Below are 16240 nucleotides of genomic sequence, written 5' to 3' on the forward strand. Positions count from 1 at the left end.
TGCCCAGCGTCCCGGTCGACACAATCGCTAAGTAGCGTCGCCGATGAAAAATCGGCCTTCTCCTGCCGCGCTTCACTGGCTAAGCTCAGGGCTTCCCGCAACCCGTTCGAGGTTTTCCGTATGTCGCAGCCCGCCCTCGCTATCGCCCGGATGATCCTCGACGGTTTCGACGACTACCGAGAGCACTTTCGCCAAATTACCGATGGCGCGCGCGAACGCTTCGAAAAAGCCCAGTGGCAGCAAGGGCAGGCCGCTTCGGCGGCGCGCATCAACCTCTACGAAGATAAGGTGGGGGAGGTCACGGCGCGTCTGCGCGCCGCTTTCGATGCGGGCACGTTGCAGGACATCGACCTGTGGCCCCTGGTGAAAAGTGCCTACATCGGCCTGATCGACCTGCGCTTTGACGATGAGCTGTCCGAAACCTGGTACAACTCGGTGTTCTGCGGCCTGTTCAGTCATGACCTGATCAGCGACGGCTGCATGTTCATTCATACCACGCGGCCCAGCCAGCGGCGGGCGCGGGCAGCGCAAACCCGCTCCTACACGCCTGTCGGCAATATAACCGAGATGCTCGCGCAGATTTTCTCGGACTACAGCTTCAGTGAGCCCTACGCCGACTTGCCTGCCGACCTGCGACGCCTCGAAGCGCAACTGCGGGAAAACCTGCCGGACTGGGTGTGCAAAGACCCGGACCTGAACGTCGAGCTGTTTTCCTCGGTGCTCTACCGCAATAAAGGCGCCTACCTCGTCGGACGTATCTACACCCGCGACGAACAGTGGCCGTTGGTGATCCCCTTGCTGCACCGCGAAGAACGGGGCATCCAGATCGATGCGTTGATCACTGATGAAGCCGACGTGTCGATCATCTTCTCCTTCACCCGGTCGTACTTCATGGTCGATGTGCCGGTACCTGCGGAGTTCATCGGCTTTCTCAAACGCATCCTGCCCGGCAAGCACATTGCCGAGCTATACACCTCCATCGGTTTTTATAAACACGGCAAGTCGGAGTTCTATCGCGCCCTGATCAACCACCTGGCTACCACCGATGACCAGTTCATCATGGCCCCGGGTGTGCGCGGCATGGTCATGAGCGTGTTCACCCTGCCGGGCTTCAACACCGTGTTCAAGATCATCAAGGATCGCTTTTCGCCGTCGAAAAACGTCAACCGCGCCACGGTGATCGAAAAGTATCGCTTGGTGAAAAGCGTCGACCGGGTAGGGCGCATGGCCGATACCCAGGAGTTCGCCGACTTCCGCTTTCCCTTGAGCAAGTTCGAGCCCGAGTGCCTGGCCGAGTTGCTGGAAGTCGCCGCCGGCACGGTCCAGGTAGACGGCGACACGGTGCTCATTCGCCACTGCTGGACCGAACGGCGCATGACCCCGCTCAACCTCTACCTCGACAACGCCAACCCCGCCCAGGTGCGCGAAGCCCTGGAAGACTACGGCCTGGCGATCAAGCAGTTGGCGGCGGCGAATATCTTCCCTGGCGATATGCTGCTCAAGAACTTCGGCGTCACCCGTCACGGCCGGGTGGTGTTCTACGACTACGATGAAATCTGCTTTCTCACCGAAGCCAACTTCCGCCACATCCCCGCGCCGCGCACTCCCGAGGATGAAATGGCATCGGAACCCTGGTACTCCATCGGCCCGCTGGACGTGTTCCCTGAAGAGTTCCCGCCGTTCCTGTTTGCCGATGCTGGCCAGCGCAGGTTGTTCGATGAGTTGCATGGCGAGTTGTACAACGCCGATTACTGGAAGGGCCTGCAGGAGGCGATTCGGGCTGGGAAGGTGATTGATGTGTTTCCCTATCGGCGCAAGTGGGAAGGCATGTCTTGAGTCACCGGGTCTGCGCGATTGAGCCAGCGCTACGGCGTGGCCCAAACAGTCCGCATGGGGGGACTGATTTTTTTGCCCATTCGACAAGGCGGATAAGGCCGTGCGGCCCCATTTGATTGACCGTCTCAAGGCCGCACGACGTCTGCGCCAACCTGTTCCCCTTCAATCGATCCAGGCGGGCCTGGGTGTATCAGGCATTTTCTCTATCGCGTTATTGATGTGAAGCGGTCATGCCGTGAAGGGCCAGATTGTTTGCCAGATCTGTATAGATATTGCGCAAGTCGGTGTTCAGTTCAGCCACCAGCGCTCGCTGTTTATTGCTTTCTTTAAGTTGACTGATAGCCGCCTGCTTGACGTGCATGCTGGTATTGGAATGAACCAGTGACTTGAACTGCGCGCGCTCCTGGGCGCTGTCAGCTTGTTCCGTGCGGGGCACTGCGTTCAGTTGTACAAAGCCTTTTTCGATGACGGCCAGTTCCAGTTTGATTCGGCGGTTGTTTGGCGCAGTCAGCAGCAGCGCGGGGTTCATGCCCTCGATCGAGCTGCCATCAAGATTGCCGTTGCGCCAGGCATCGCGCAAATTCACCAAGGCGCCCCGTGCGGCATCGACCGCCTGGGACGAGAGTTTATCCCCCAGGCCGTTGCGCTGTGCGGTATCGACAGTGCGGTCCAGTCGGTGGAGTGTCAGTTCCACCGATGCCAGTTGCTTGTGCCGCTCGAGATTCTGCTCCAGGCGTTTGCGCTCCGGAACCAGGCCGATGGAGGATTTGAACTGGCTGCTGCCTTTCAAACGGCCCGTCGCCCATGCATTGCGATAATCGGTCATGGCGTTGCGTTGTTTGAGAAAGAGGTCTTCCTCGGCGTGAGAGAGTGGGAGCGGCTGTTGCCGGATGTGGCTATCCAGCAGCGCAATCTCTTTGTCCAGGACGTTGATATGTTTGACCGCCTGTTCCAGGCCGTGCCCACTCAACTGCTTGCTCAGTGGTGCAGGCTGCAGGACGGCAACCGTTATCGGGTCCAGCTCGCAGGGCGGTGGCGGGGCGGCGGTGGCCCACGCTGCGCGTCGATCCAGCAGGGCAGTGCGTTGCTCCACGCGAGCTGTCAGTTGCGCGTAGCGTTGCTGGAGGACTTGCAGGCTTGTCCTGTCATCTGGTTGCACGGCGAAATGGCTGCGGCTTTGCTGGTCGAAGGTTGCAAGCGCGTCATTAATCCTTGAAATATGCATCCAGGCTTGAAGCTGATGGCCTCTGTCCTGCGGTGCACTCGCCAGCATGGGACTGACAGGGCTGAACAACGTCTGTTCAAGCCGCCGAGCGTTGTCGAGTATGTGTCGGTGCCCTTGCCCTACCAGACTGTTGACCACCGCTTCATGGATAGCGCGGGTCTGCTGGAACAGCTGGCCCACGGTGGAACCAAGTGGGTTGGAGGGAAATACTTCGGGTCTGGTCATAATGGCATCTGCGCTACGGTTGAGTGGTAGTGGGCCTCAAATGTCTGCGTTCTTCAGTTCTTCAGCCAATCTGTAGACCTGTGCCAGGATTGGAGATGCGCTCAGCGGGTCGGGCAGGTAAACGTTTCGGTATTCGGCTTGCGCAATATTCCACAGGTTGTCTATCGCTGCTTTCAGGTCGTTCTCCTTCAATGCTCGCGGAACAGTGAGGCACTGGCCGGCCAATTGAGTGACCAGCTGCGATGACCCAGCGAAAGCGCCGTTGGCCCAGGAATTTTTGAGGCTACCTATCTTGCGCCAGAGATTCCCGACGGTTTCCAGATCAATCGATGTTCCCTGCTCCTGGCCATGGCTCATCAACAATGCGCCCAGTTGTTCAGCCCGCTCGAGCAGGCGGTCGAGGCGGTGCACATGTTTGACTGCCTGGGACAGCGCTCTTCCTGACAAATGGGGAGAAAACTGTGTTGCATCCTGATGGGGGGAGGGGTTGGCTGTGTCTTGCTCGTCGTTTGCGTCACGTGCGGGCTGAGGGCTGATGCTGTTCGTGGCCTGCCAGTAGCTGGGCGGGAGCGATGCAGGTCGTTGTGATTCGAGCTGCCTGACCGAGTCCGGGTGCGTATCTTCGGCGTACATTTGCAGCGTGTTGAAATAGGCCTGAGCGCTGCGAGCACGCTGTTCCAGGGCGGGGTCCTGCTCCTCCGTATAAGCGGGGACCGTGTGCAATGTCCATGTCGTCGGGAAAGTGGGCGATTCCGCAATGGGTGTGGGCATCAGGTTTTTCCTTGGCGAGCAGCGGAGAGTGGGAGTGCAGGTGTTGTCGCAGTAAAGCGCGCCGGACTGTGGCCAAGCCATATGAAGAGCTCTGATAGCCCTGTATGAAGAGTCTGATGAGGGAGTGGGCTGGGGCGTGCTCGTCGGGCTCAGAATAGCCTGCTGCACGCCTAGGAAACTGCCTTGTTACGGTGATGAAAGAGCCTGGTTCGTTCACAAGGTCAGAAATCTGCGACAATTGCCGCCTTACGATCATGTCACCGCAGGCTCACCTGCCTCACTATAAAGACCTTTGCGTACCTGATGACTGACCAAGCCCCCACCCTCGACCAACTGCTCGACACCCTCGATCACGCCATGCTCGCCGACCGCCACCGTTTGCGCCGGCAGTTGCTTGAGCTGCGCAAAAAGCCCGACGAGCAGAAGCTGGCGCAGTGGGTGGCGCGCATGCAGGCGTCCTGCGCCCAGGTCACGGCGCGGCGTGCGAGCCTGCCGGTGATTCGTTACGACGACAGCCTGCCGATTGCGGCCAAGCGTGACGAGATCAAGGCTGCGCTGAACAAGCATCAGGTGCTGATCATTGCCGGCGAAACCGGCTCGGGTAAAACCACCCAGTTGCCGAAAATCTGCCTGGAAATCGGCCGTGGCCAATACGGCCTGATCGGCCATACCCAGCCACGCCGGATCGCCGCGCGCAGCGTTGCCAGCCGTGTCGCCGAAGAACTGGCCACGCCGCTCGGCGCGTTGGTCGGCTATCAGGTGCGCTTCGAGGACCAGAGCGATTCCAATACGCTGATCAAGCTGATGACCGACGGTATCCTGCTGGCGGAAACCCAGAACGACCGCTACCTGGAACGCTATGACACGATCATCGTCGACGAAGCCCATGAGCGCAGCCTGAACATCGACTTCCTGCTCGGTTACCTCAAGACGCTGTTGCCGCGCCGGCCCGACCTGAAAGTCATCATTACCTCGGCCACCATCGACCTTGACCGTTTCTCCAAACACTTCGACGATGCGCCGATTGTCGAGGTCTCGGGCCGCACGTTCCCGGTCGACACCTGGTACCGCCCGCTGACGCTGGAGCAGGATGAGGAGGGCAACCGCGTCGAGGACGACCTCACCGTCGACCAGGCGATCCTCGCCACCCTCGATGAAATCGCCGCCTATGAGCGCAGCGAACGGCGCAGCCCCGGCGATGTGCTGGTGTTCCTGCCCGGCGAACGCGAGATTCGCGACGCCGCCGAGATGCTGCGCAAGGCCCAGCTCAAGCACACTGAAATCCTGCCGCTGTATGCGCGCCTGTCACCGGCCGAGCAACAGCGCATTTTCCAATCGCACACGGGCCGCCGCGTGGTACTGGCGACCAACGTCGCGGAAACCTCGTTGACGGTGCCGGGCATTCGTTATGTGATCGACAGCGGCACCGCGCGCATCAGCCGCTACAGCTACCGCGCCAAGGTGCAGCGCTTGCCGATCGAAGCGATCTCCCAGGCCAGCGCCAACCAGCGTAAAGGCCGTTGCGGCCGGGTCGAGCCGGGCATCTGCATTCGGTTGTACAGCGAAGAAGACTTTATCGGGCGCCCGGAATTTACCGACCCTGAAATCCTGCGCACCAACCTGGCGGCGGTGATCCTGCAGATGCTGCACCTGCGCCTGGGCGAAATCACCGACTTTCCGTTTATCGAACCGCCGGATGGCAAGGCCATCAGCGACGGTTTCAACCTGCTGCAAGAGCTGTCGGCGGTGGACCGCAACAGCCAGCTCACACCGTTGGGCCGCCAGCTGGCGCGCCTGCCGGTGGACCCGCGCATGGGCCGCATGCTGCTCGAAGCCGCCAAACTGGGCAGCTTGCAGGAAGTGCTGATCGTGGCCAGCGCCATGTCGATCCAGGACCCGCGCGAGCGTCCGCCGGAGCGCCAGCAGGCCGCCGACCAGGCCCATGCGCAGTGGAAAGACCCGGATTCGGACTTCGCCGGGCTGGTCAATCTGTGGCGCGGCTTTGAAGAGCAGCGCCAGGCACTGACCGCCAGCCCGCTGCGCAACTGGTGTCGAAAGAACTTCCTCAACTACCTGCGCCTGCGCGAATGGCGCGACTCCCATCGCCAGTTGAGCCTGATCTGCCGCGACATGCAGTTGACGATCAACAAGGAACCGGCCGACTTCCCGAAATTGCACAAGGCGGTGCTGTCTGGCTTGCTCAGCCAGATCGGCCAGAAGACCGAGGACGGCGACTACCTGGGCGCGCGTCAGCGGCGCTTCTGGATTCATCCCTCCTCGGGCATCGGCAAGAAACGTCCGCAATGGCTGATGGCCGCTGAACTGGTGGAAACCACCAAGCTGTATGCGCGCATGGTGGCCAAGATCGACGCCGACTGGATCGAACCGCTGGCCGGGCACTTGATCAAGAAAAACCATTTCGAACCGCATTGGGAGAAAAAGCGCGGCCAGGTGGTGGCGTTTGAACAGATCACCTTGTTCGGGCTGATCGTGGTCGGACGCCGGCCGGTGCATTACGGGCCGATCGATCCGGCGGTGTCCCGTGAGTTGTTTATCCGTGAAGGCCTGGTGCGTGGGGAAATCCAGTCCCGCGCCAAGTGCCTTGCGGCCAACCAGCAACTGCTGGAGCAGCTCGACGAACTGGAAGCCAAGGCGCGCCGACGTGACATCCTGGCCGACGAGGAAACCCTCTACGCCTTCTACGATGCGCGCCTGCCGGCAGAGATCCACCAGACGGCGACCTTCGACAGCTGGTACAAGGTCAACAGCCAGAAAGACCCGCAACTGCTGATCATGCGCGAGGAAGACGTACTGGCCCGCGAAGCCAGTGAAGTCACCGCCGCGCATTACCCGGACACCTTGCACCTGGGCGACCTGGCCCTGGCCTTGAGTTACCACTTCGAGCCCAATCACCCGCGTGACGGCGTCACCCTGCGTGTGCCGGCGCCGCTGTTGCCGGCATTGCCGGCCGAGCGCCTGGAATGGCTGGTGCCGGGGGTGATCGAAGCCAAGTGCATCGCGCTGGTGCGCAACTTGCCCAAGGCGCTGCGCAAGAACTTTGTGCCGGTGCCGGATTTCGTCAAGGCGGCGCTGCAGCGCATCGAGTTTGGCCAGGGCTCGCTGCCCCAGGCGCTGGGCCGCGAATTGCTGCGCATGACCGGTGCGCGGGTCAGCGATGAAGCCTGGGCCGAGGCGGCGCAGCAGGTGGAAAACCACCTGAAGATGAACCTGGAAGTGGTTGATGGTCAGGGTAAATTCCTCGGCGAAGGCCGTGACCTGGCGCAGCTGACGGCGCGTTTCGCCGAGGCCAGCCAGGCGGCGCTGGCGGTACCGCAAACCGCAAAAAGCCAGCAACCGGTAGAAGCCAAGGTGTTCGCACCCGTGGCGGAGAAGACCCAGCAAAACATCGCCGGCCTGTCGATGACGGTCTACCCGGCGCTGGTGGAAGAAAACGGCACGGTCAAGGAGGGGCGTTTCTCCACGGCCGCCGAGGCCGAATTCCAGCACCGCCGTGCCTTGCAACGCCTGCTCATGCAGCAACTGGCGGAACCGGCGAAATTCCTGCGCGGCAAATTGCCGGGGCTGACCGAGTTGGGCCTGATGTATCGCGAACTGGGGCGCATCGATGCACTGGTCGAAGATATCCTGCTCGCCAGTCTCGACACCTGCGTACTGGAAGGCGAAACCAATCTACCGCGCGATGGCGCCGGGCTGGCCGCGCTGGCCGAGCGCAAGCGTGGCGGCTGGACCGAGCACGCCGAGCGTCTGGCGCGCCTGACCCTGGAAGTGCTGAAACTCTGGCATGGCCTGCAAAAACGCTTCAAAGGCAAGATCGACCTGGCCCAGGCAGTGGCCTTGAACGATATCAAGCAGCAGTTGAGTCATCTGGTGTACCCGGGTTTTGTGCGCGAAACTCCGGCGCAGTGGTTCAAGGAGCTGCCGCGTTACCTCAAGGCCATTGAGTTGCGCCTGGAAAAACTGCCGAGCCAGGTGCAGAAGGACCGTGTGTGGAGCACCGAACTGAGCGGCCGGTGGGCCCAGTACCAGAACCGCCTGAACAAGCACGCCCAGGAAGGCAAGCGCGATCCTCAGCTGGAACTGTATCGCTGGTGGCTGGAGGAATATCGGGTGTCGTTGTTCGGCCAGCAGTTGGGTACCAAGGTGCCCATATCCGACAAGCGATTGAGCAAGCAATGGAGCCAGGTAGAGCCTTGAGGGCTGCCCAGTTTCCCAAGTGAGCAGCGATCAAAGGTGGGAGGGGGCTTGCCCCCGATGACTGAGTGTCAGCCACTGATGTCTTGACTGATACACCGCCATCGGGAGCAAGCCTCCTCCCACATTGTGAGCTGTGTGCAGCCGGACTATCGAGGAAATTTCCGACAAGGATTTGGGTCCAGTACCGCAGCAAGCAACTGGTAACACGGTCCCACTGTGGGAGGGGGCTTGCCCCCGATGACTGAGTGTCGGCCACTGATGTCTTGACTGATACACCGCCATCGGGAGCAAGCTCCCTCCTGCCTTTAAACGGTGTTTGTCCGGGAAGTGGCGCCAAACCCCAGTGTTTGTGGCAAACTTCGCGCCCATAAATGCCGGAATCGTCGTAGCAGCGACGTGATGGAATAAAGCATTGCCAGTTTGATGCCCGCTGGATGGAATCAAACGACCTACAGTTTGGTACGACGGTACCAATATCTTCTGCCTGACAGATTTAGAGGAACGACCGTGCATAACGTCGTCATCAGCGGCACTGGCCTGTACACCCCGGCCAACAGCATCTCCAACGAAGAGCTGGTGCAGTCTTTCAATACCTATGTGCAGCAGTTCAACAGCGAAAACGCCGCGGCCATCGAGCGCGGCGACGTGCAGGCGCTGACGGAGTCCAGTGCGGCATTCATTGAAAAAGCCTCGGGCATCAAGAGCCGCTTCGTGATGGACAAGGACGGCATTCTTGACCCGCAGCGCATGGCCCCACGCTTGCCCGAGCGCAGCAACGACGAATGGTCGGTGCTCTGCCAGATGGCCGTCGGCGCGGCCGAACAGGCCCTGCAACGCGCCGGCAAGACCGCCGCCGATATCGATGGCGTGATCGTCGCCTGTTCCAACCTGCAGCGTGCCTACCCGGCCATCGCCATCGAGGTGCAGGAAGCCCTGGGTATCCAGGGCTTCGGGTTTGACATGAACGTGGCGTGTTCCTCGGCCACCTTCGGTATCCAGAATGCCGCCAACAGCATCCAGCTGGGCCAGGCCCGGGCGATCCTGATGGTCAACCCGGAAGTCTGCACCGGCCACCTGAATTTCCGTGACCGCGACAGCCACTTCATCTTCGGCGATGCCGCCACGGCGGTGATCCTCGAGCGTGCCGACCTGGCGACCTCCGAGCACCAGTTCGACGTGGTGAGCACCAAGCTGCTGACCCAGTTCTCCAACAACATCCGCAACAACTTCGGTTTCCTCAACCGCACCGCGGAAGAGGGCGTCGGCGCGCCGGACAAACTGTTCGTGCAGGAAGGCCGCAAGGTGTTCCGCGATGTCTGCCCGATGGTGGCCGAATTGATTGGCGCGCACCTGGCAGAAAACCAGCTGGGCGTCACGGATGTGAAGCGCTTCTGGCTGCACCAGGCCAACCTGAGCATGAACCACTTGATCGTGAAGAAACTGTTGGGGCGCGAGGCTTCGGTGGAAGAAGCGCCGGTGATCCTCGATACCTACGCCAATACCAGTTCGGCAGGCTCGGTGATTGCGTTTCACACCTATCAGGATGACCTGCCCAAGGGCGCTGTCGCCGTACTCAGCTCTTTCGGCGCCGGGTATTCGATTGGCAGTGTGATCCTGCGTAAACGCTGATTGCGCGGCCGGACGCGGGCAAATGTGGGAGCAGGCTTGCCTGCGAAGGCATCGGCTCGGTGTGCCTTAATCATCGCTCCCGCGTTGAGCGTATTTCCAAGGCGAGATTGAGGTAAACGATGGCGGCAGCGGACGACACGCATCTGCTTGAACGCCTGCTCAAGGGCGAGCAGCGGGCCTACAAGGAGTTGGTCACCACGTACCAGAGTGCGATGCGGGCGGTGGCCTATGCCATCGTCGGCCAGCGGCATGCCGATGAAGTGGTGCAGGATGCCTGGCTGTCAGTGGTACGCAGCCTCGCCAGGTTCGAAGGGCGCTCCAGCCTGAAGACCTGGTTGCTGACCATCACCGCGAACGCCGCCAAGGGCCGCTACAAGCAAAATCGTCGGGAAGTGTTGCTTGACGACTTGCCTTCTCCCCATGGAACCATCGGTGATGAACGCTTTACGCCTGACGATGGACACTGGGCCGTAGCGCCGTATGCCTGGCACCAGGACACCCCGGAAGCCTTGCTGACCGAAGAGGAATTGCGCGACTGCCTGGAGCACACGCTTCTGAGCCTGTCCCAATTGCAAAGCAGCGTGCTGGTGCTGCGTGAGCGCCAGGGCCTGGAGCTGGAAGAAATCTGTAATCTTCTGACGCTCTCGCTCTCCAATGTGCGTGTGTTGTTGCACCGGGCACGGCTTAAAGTCTTTGCCACAGTGGAGCACTTTGAGGAAACGGGCGAATGTTGACGTGTAAGGAACAAGTGGCACGTTCCAGTGACTACCTCGATGCGCAATTGACCTTTCGTGAGCGTCTGCTGGTGCGTCATCACTTGATGTTCTGCCCCAACTGCCGACGATTTATCCGTCAGATGCGCCTGATGCAGGCGACGTTGCGGATCATGCCGGACGAGCCGGTGCAGGATGCGGATGCGCTGGCCGAGCGACTCGCGGCCCAGCGGCGTAAAGGTGTGTAGGCGCGAGCTGGCTCGCGAAAAACGTCAACGATAGCGCGGGTAGCCTGGATAACCGCGCTGCCTGTTCGTTCTTCGCGAGCCAGCTTGCGCCTACAGGGTGAGGTTAGAACTTGGCTTCAGCATCCAGCTGCAGGGTGTTGGTGTTGGCATCACGCTGGGTACGGCTGGCGTAGTCAGCCTTGGTCAGGAAGTACGTGGCGCCCAGGGCGAAGTTCTTGTCGATGTCGTAGCTGACCTTCATCTTGTGACCGCGCGAACCGGTGGTGCCGTTGGCGAAGTCCGAATCGGTGAAGGCGCCTACCACTGCGTCACGTTGCGTATCGCGGTAGTTGTAGTCCAGGTTGAAACCGAACACCTTGGACTTGGCACCCACCAACCAGGCGGTGTCCTGGTCGGTCACGGCATCGTTGTTTTTCACGTATTGGCCGTAGAAGGCCAACGGCACTGCCAGGCCGCCGATGTCGGCTTGGGCAAACCCTTCGTACAGACGGAATTCACCGTTGGCCGAGTTGCCGTTGACCGCCAGTGCGCAAGGCGTGGTGGTGGTCGTGCAGCGGCTGTCCTTGTCGTTCTGGTAGGCGTAGACACTGCCGCCCAGGGTCATTTTCAGGTTGTCGGTCAGCGAGAAACGCGTGCCCAACTGGCCGGATGTCAGACGCAGGTCGTGGCGAAATTGCACGCCGTCGCCGTCGACGTTGTCCTTGAGGTTGTAGTTGCCCAGGCTGCCGAACAATTCGGCACTGCTGCCCAATGGGTATTTGTAGGTGACGGCCAGGCCTTCCGGGTTGATGTCGCTGTCCCAGATCACATCGCCCATGCTCACCCACGGTTGCAGCATCTTGCCGCCGATCACGTGCAGGTTCTTGATCTGGTCCGGGTGGTAGTCGATATAGCCGAGGTCCAGCCAGATCGATTTCTTATCGAAGTAACCATCCTGGTCCTGGTTGGTGGAACGCGCATCGTCGCCGCCGCCGGTGGCGATACGGATACCGGTGTCCACTTGCGGGTTGATCTCGGTGTAGGCACCCAGGCGCGCGCGGATACGTTGACGGTCCTTGTCACGCCCGCCGTTGTTGGGCTCGCCATCGATCTTGATGGTTTCCTGGCGAAAGCGCACATCGCCCTTGAACTGAGTCTTGGCGGCCCACGCCAGCTTCTGGTCGAAGCTGCTCAGCTCGTTGGTCTTTTTCGCGGTGGCCGCGATCTGTTCGTTGGTTTCCTGTTGGGCCTGGCGTGCGATCTGCTGTTCTTTCTGGTCCTTGGCCAACTCGTTCTGCAATTCGGTGTACTGCGAAGCGGTGATCTGGCCGTTGGCCTTGAGCATGTCGAGCAACTTAGCGTCGACTGCAGCGCTGGCCGGAACGCTCAGGGCCAGCAACAGGCCGCCGCACAGGACCGCCGCAGTTTTAGTGGAAGCAAGACGCATATCAATCTCCGAAAGTGAGGAGGGGTAACAAACCCTCCAGGACACAACCGACCGATGACGGACGGAAAAAAGGCCACCTGGCAAACCCGGGTGCTCTAAAAACAGGCGTCAGTATCGCGACGGTTTATGACGCAGTAGTGGCCAAGTGATTTCATCTCCATGACAATTCGTTTGCCCACGGAACTATTGATTTCGAGTTGTGTCGTGGGTTTTTTCGGGGTGTGCACACGGCTGTGATAGGCGATACTCGCCAGGCTTTCACGCCCAAGACACAGAGAAGATGCCAATGCCGCTGCAACGCCTGGACAGCCTGTCCGACATCACCCCGCAGGCCTGGGATGCCCTGGCGCCGCAGGCCCAGCCGTTCGTGCGGCATGCGTTCCTGAGCGCACTGGAGGACAGTGCCAGCCTGGGGGCCCATTCGGGCTGGCGACCGGAGCACTTGCTGCATTGGGAAGGTGAGCGGCTGGTGGCGGCATTGCCCGGTTATCGCAAGTGGCATTCCTACGGCGAGTACGTGTTCGATCACGGCTGGGCCGACGCCTGCTCGCGCGCCGGCATCGACTACTACCCCAAGCTGCTGACGGCCGTGCCGTTCAGTCCGGTCAGCGGTCCGAGGTTGTTGGCCGCCAATGCCGAGGACGGCTTCGAACTGCTGAACAGCCTGCCCGGTTACCTGGAAATCGAAGGGCTGTCGAGCGCCCATATCAATTTCACCGACGCGCTGGCCGATGACGCACTGGCCCGGCAACCCGGCTGGCTGCAGCGCCTGGGCTGCCAATTCCATTGGCAGAATCGGGGCTACCGCGACTTCCAGGACTTTCTCGATGCCCTGAGTTCACGCAAGCGTAAACAGATGCGCAAAGAGCGCGAACAGGTGGCGGGGCAGGGCATTGAGTTCGAGTGGTTACAGGGCCATCAGTTGAGCGAAGCCCAGTGGGATTTTGTCTACGCCTGTTACGCCAACACCTACGCGGTACGCCGCCAGTCGCCCTACCTGACCCGGGCGTTTTTCAGCCTGCTGGCCGAGCGTATGCCCGAGGCGATTCGCGTGGTCCTGGCCAAACAGGGCTCACGCCCGGTGGCAATGGCGTTCAGCCTGATCGGCGGTGACAGCTTCTACGGCCGCTATTGGGGCTGTCTGGCGGAGTTCGACCGGCTGCATTTCGAGACCTGTTTCTACCAGGGCATGGACTACGCCATCGCCCACGGCCTGCAACGCTTCGATGCCGGCGCTCAAGGCGAGCACAAATTGATTCGTGGCTTTGAGCCGGTGATTACCCGTTCGTGGCATTACCTGCGCCATCCGGGACTGAAAAACGCCGTGGAGGATTTCCTCGAGCGCGAGCGGGTGGGCATTCTGGCGTATGCCGAAGAGGCGAGGTCGGCGCTGCCTTATCGGCAGGCCTGAGCCACCGGTCTGGCAGAACTGGTCAAAGAAGCTGAAATCGCTATCCTGTATGTACAAAAGTACATACAGAGCGTGCCATGCATTTTGAGTGGGATGATTCAAAAAATAAGGCCAACATTGCTAAGCACGGCATCGATTTCAACGACGTTCCGGATATCTTCAGACATCCAATGCTGGCCTTGCGCGATGATCGAGCGGATTATGACGAAGAGCGTTGGATCAGTATTGGCTGGATCAAATTATTGATTGGTGTTGTCGTATACACCGAACGGCGTGGCGATGTTATCCGTATCATTTCCGCCCGAAAAGCAACCAAGAAGGAGGCCAAATATTATGACGCAAACATCGAAAACTGATTGGGAGCGCCTGGCCAAGATGAGTGATAAAGATATTGATACCAGTGAAATTCCTGAACTGGATGCTGAGTTTTTTCGACGTGCTGAACTGCGTGTTCCTGTGAAGCAGGCGGTCACCATTCGACTTGATGCCGATGTTTTAGAGTGGTTCAAAGGTCAAGGCACTGGCTACCAGACCCGTATTAACCAGCTTTTGCGCCAATACATGCAGGCTCATCAAGGCTGATCAACACGTTAAAAAGGTCGGCGCTGCCCTATCGGCAGGCCTGACCGTAAGATCGTTCCCACGCGGAGCGGGGGAACGATCAAGGCCCGCTCTTATTTTGAGTCGTGTGGGTCTCGATACCTTCAATCGATGCCGACAAACCCACCCGTCTGGTGCTGCCACAACCGCGCATACAGCCCGCCATGGGCCAGCAGTTGGGCGTGGCTGCCGCTTTCGGCGATCTGGCCTTTCTCCAGTACGACCAGACGGTCCATCCGCGCGATGGTCGAGAGTCGATGCGCGATCGCAATCACGGTCTTGCCCTGCATCAGGGTTTCCAGGCTCTCCTGGATCGCGGCTTCCACTTCGGAGTCGAGTGCCGAGGTGGCTTCGTCCATGATCAGGATCGGCGCATCCTTGAGCAGCACGCGGGCGATGGCGATCCGTTGGCGCTGGCCGCCGGAGAGTTTCACCCCACGCTCGCCCACATGGGCATCCAGCCCGGTACGGCCTTCGGAATCCGACAGCAGCGGGATAAACTCGTCGGCGCGCGCCTTGTGCACGGCGGCCCAGAGTTCTTCGTCGCAGGCCTGCGGCTTGCCATACAGCAAGTTGTCGCGGATCGAGCGGTGCAGGAGCGAGGTGTCCTGGGTGATCATGCCGATCTGCGCGCGCAGGCTTTCCTGGGCGACTTCGGCGATGTCCTGGCCGTCGATCAGGATGCGCCCGCCCTGCAGGTCGTAGAGGCGCAGCAGCAGGTTGACCAGCGTCGACTTGCCCGCACCGGACGGGCCGATCAGGCCGATCTTTTCCCCGGCCCTGATCTCGAGGTTCAGGCCGCCAATGATCCCGCTCCGCTTGCCGTAGTGGAAATCCACCTGCTCGAAGCGCACCAGGCCATGGGGCACTGTCAGGCGCGGGGCGTCGGCGCGGTCGACCACCGCAAGCGGCTGGGCGATGGTCTTGAGGCCATCCTGCACGATACCGATGTTTTCGAAAATGCCGTTGACCACCCACATGATCCAGCCGGACATATTGACGATGCGAATCACCAGGCCGGTGGCCAGGGCAATGGCGCCGACGGAAATCAGCGACTGCGTCCACAGCCACAGGGCCAGGCCGGTGGTGGTGACGATCAGCAGGCCGTTCAGGACGGTGATGACCGCGTCCATGCTGGTGAGCACGCGCGCCGCCAGTTGGGTTTTCTCGGTTTGCTCGACAATCGCTTCCTTGGCGTATTCCTGCTCATTCTGCGTATGGGCAAACAGCTTCAAGGTGGTGATGTTGGTGTAGCCGTCGACGATGCGCCCCATGAGTTTGGAGCGCGCTTCGGAAGAGATCACCGAACGCTCCTTGACCCGTGGCACGAAGTAACGCAATGCCAGGCAGTAGCAGACGATCCAGATGATCAACGGAATCATCAGCCGCCAGTCGGCCTCGGCAAACAACACCAGCGAGGTGATGGCATAGATCGACACGTGCCAGATGGCTTCCGCTGTTGCCACCGCAGAGTCACGCAACGAGTTGCCGGTTTGCATGATGCGTTGGGCAATCCGCCCGGCGAAATCATTCTGGAAGAAATTCAGGCTCTGCTTGAGCACATAGCTGTGGTTCTGCCAGCGGATCAGGCTGGTCATGCCGGGGTTGATGGTCTGGTGCACCAGCAAGTCATGCAGGCTGTTGAAAATCGGCCGCAGCAGCAGGGCGACCACAGCCATCCAGATCAGCTCGGTGCTGTGCACCTGGAAGAAATTCGCGGGCGGCGTGCCCTGGGCCAGGTCGATGATGCGGCTCAGGTAGCTGAACAGCGCGACCTCGATCAGCGCACCGATCAGGCCCACCACCAACAGCGCGGCAAAACACGGCCACACCTGGCGCAGGTAGTAGAGGTAGAAGGGCAGGACGTTGTCGGGCGGGGCTTCGCTTGGGGGGGCGCGAAAAATATCGATCAGTTTTTCAAAACGACGATAGAGCATTAGG

Annotated in this window: 12 protein-coding genes; 8 read left to right on the top strand and 4 right to left on the bottom strand. The window is 60.5% G+C overall.

Annotated features, from left to right (window positions below):
- Positions 1-120 precede the first annotated feature (120 nt).
- On the top strand, positions 121-1836 hold the full coding sequence (gene aceK / locus CIB54_RS02235; RefSeq protein WP_065949773.1) for a bifunctional isocitrate dehydrogenase kinase/phosphatase: 1716 nt from the start codon (positions 121-123) through the stop codon (positions 1834-1836).
- 211 nt (positions 1837-2047) lie between these two features.
- Here aceK and CIB54_RS02240 read toward each other — a convergent pair whose 3' ends face one another.
- Both CIB54_RS02240 and CIB54_RS02250 read right to left on the bottom strand, forming a co-directional pair.
- Complete coding sequence (locus tag CIB54_RS02240; protein ID WP_232790517.1) at positions 2048-3286, bottom strand: hypothetical protein; 1239 nt, start codon at positions 3284-3286, stop codon at positions 2048-2050.
- Positions 3287-3322: 36 nt separating this feature from the next.
- Positions 3323-4057, bottom strand: coding sequence for a hypothetical protein (locus tag CIB54_RS02250; protein WP_101218422.1), 735 nt, complete (start codon positions 4055-4057; stop codon positions 3323-3325).
- Between the two features lie 303 nt (positions 4058-4360).
- Here CIB54_RS02250 and hrpA point away from each other — a divergent pair, with 303 nt between their 5' ends.
- From hrpA to CIB54_RS02270, 4 genes are all read left to right on the top strand, one after another.
- On the top strand, positions 4361-8272 hold the full coding sequence (hrpA, locus tag CIB54_RS02255; protein ID WP_101218424.1) for an ATP-dependent RNA helicase HrpA: 3912 nt from the start codon (positions 4361-4363) through the stop codon (positions 8270-8272).
- Between the two features lie 507 nt (positions 8273-8779).
- Entirely contained in the window at positions 8780-9901 is a 1122-nt protein-coding gene (locus CIB54_RS02260) for a beta-ketoacyl-ACP synthase III (protein ID WP_065949768.1), read from the top strand.
- Between the two features lie 119 nt (positions 9902-10020).
- Positions 10021-10635, top strand: coding sequence for an RNA polymerase sigma factor (locus CIB54_RS02265; protein WP_065949767.1), 615 nt, complete (start codon positions 10021-10023; stop codon positions 10633-10635).
- Complete coding sequence (locus tag CIB54_RS02270; RefSeq protein WP_101218426.1) at positions 10629-10862, top strand: anti-sigma factor family protein; 234 nt, start codon at positions 10629-10631, stop codon at positions 10860-10862. The genes CIB54_RS02265 and CIB54_RS02270 overlap by 7 nt, the downstream gene beginning before the upstream one ends.
- 103 nt (positions 10863-10965) lie before the next feature.
- On the opposite strand, the gene CIB54_RS02275 is transcribed toward CIB54_RS02270, so the two are convergent.
- Complete coding sequence (locus CIB54_RS02275) at positions 10966-12288, bottom strand: putative porin (protein WP_065949765.1); 1323 nt, start codon at positions 12286-12288, stop codon at positions 10966-10968.
- Between the two features lie 286 nt (positions 12289-12574).
- Here CIB54_RS02275 and CIB54_RS02280 point away from each other — a divergent pair, with 286 nt between their 5' ends.
- The 3 genes from CIB54_RS02280 (at position 12575) to CIB54_RS02290 (ending at position 14281) form a co-directional block, all read left to right on the top strand.
- Positions 12575-13699, top strand: a complete 1125-nt coding sequence (locus CIB54_RS02280; RefSeq protein ID WP_101218428.1) for a GNAT family N-acetyltransferase — start codon at positions 12575-12577, stop codon at positions 13697-13699.
- A gap of 77 nt (positions 13700-13776) precedes the next feature.
- Positions 13777-14055 carry a BrnT family toxin gene (locus tag CIB54_RS02285; RefSeq protein WP_065949763.1) on the top strand — a complete coding sequence of 93 codons (279 nt, stop codon included), beginning with the start codon at positions 13777-13779 and terminating at the stop codon, positions 14053-14055.
- Positions 14033-14281 (top strand): BrnA antitoxin family protein, encoded by a 249-nt coding sequence (locus CIB54_RS02290; protein WP_065887908.1) that lies wholly within the window; start codon positions 14033-14035, stop codon positions 14279-14281. The genes CIB54_RS02285 and CIB54_RS02290 overlap by 23 nt, the downstream gene beginning before the upstream one ends.
- A 122-nt stretch (positions 14282-14403) precedes the next feature.
- Here the strand turns inward: CIB54_RS02290 and CIB54_RS02295 are convergent, their stop codons facing one another.
- The gene (locus CIB54_RS02295) at positions 14404-16236 is read right to left on the bottom strand and encodes an ABC transporter ATP-binding protein (RefSeq protein WP_065949762.1); all 1833 of its coding nucleotides are present in this window, start codon (positions 16234-16236) and stop codon (positions 14404-14406) included.
- Positions 16237-16240 lie beyond the last annotated feature (4 nt).

Source organism: Pseudomonas fluorescens (genome assembly GCF_002837185.1).
Taxonomy (GTDB): Bacteria; Pseudomonadota; Gammaproteobacteria; order Pseudomonadales; family Pseudomonadaceae; genus Aquipseudomonas; species Aquipseudomonas fluorescens_AM.

Bases quoted from the DNA above. Each gene is read 5' to 3' on its own strand.
- aceK (WP_065949773.1), top strand. From the start codon at position 121: ATGTCGCAGCCCGCCCTCGCTATCGCCCGGATGATCCTCGACGGTTTC.
- CIB54_RS02290 (WP_065887908.1), top strand. From the start codon at position 14,033: ATGACGCAAACATCGAAAACTGATTGGGAGCGCCTGGCCAAGATGAGT.
- CIB54_RS02270 (WP_101218426.1), top strand. From the start codon at position 10,629: ATGTTGACGTGTAAGGAACAAGTGGCACGTTCCAGTGACTACCTCGAT.
- CIB54_RS02265 (WP_065949767.1), top strand. From the start codon at position 10,021: ATGGCGGCAGCGGACGACACGCATCTGCTTGAACGCCTGCTCAAGGGC.
- CIB54_RS02275 (WP_065949765.1), bottom strand. From the start codon at position 12,288: ATGCGTCTTGCTTCCACTAAAACTGCGGCGGTCCTGTGCGGCGGCCTG.
- CIB54_RS02295 (WP_065949762.1), bottom strand. From the start codon at position 16,236: ATGCTCTATCGTCGTTTTGAAAAACTGATCGATATTTTTCGCGCCCCC.
- CIB54_RS02280 (WP_101218428.1), top strand. From the start codon at position 12,575: ATGCCGCTGCAACGCCTGGACAGCCTGTCCGACATCACCCCGCAGGCC.
- CIB54_RS02240 (WP_232790517.1), bottom strand. From the start codon at position 3,286: ATGACCAGACCCGAAGTATTTCCCTCCAACCCACTTGGTTCCACCGTG.
- CIB54_RS02250 (WP_101218422.1), bottom strand. From the start codon at position 4,057: ATGCCCACACCCATTGCGGAATCGCCCACTTTCCCGACGACATGGACA.
- CIB54_RS02285 (WP_065949763.1), top strand. From the start codon at position 13,777: ATGCATTTTGAGTGGGATGATTCAAAAAATAAGGCCAACATTGCTAAG.
- hrpA (WP_101218424.1), top strand. From the start codon at position 4,361: ATGACTGACCAAGCCCCCACCCTCGACCAACTGCTCGACACCCTCGAT.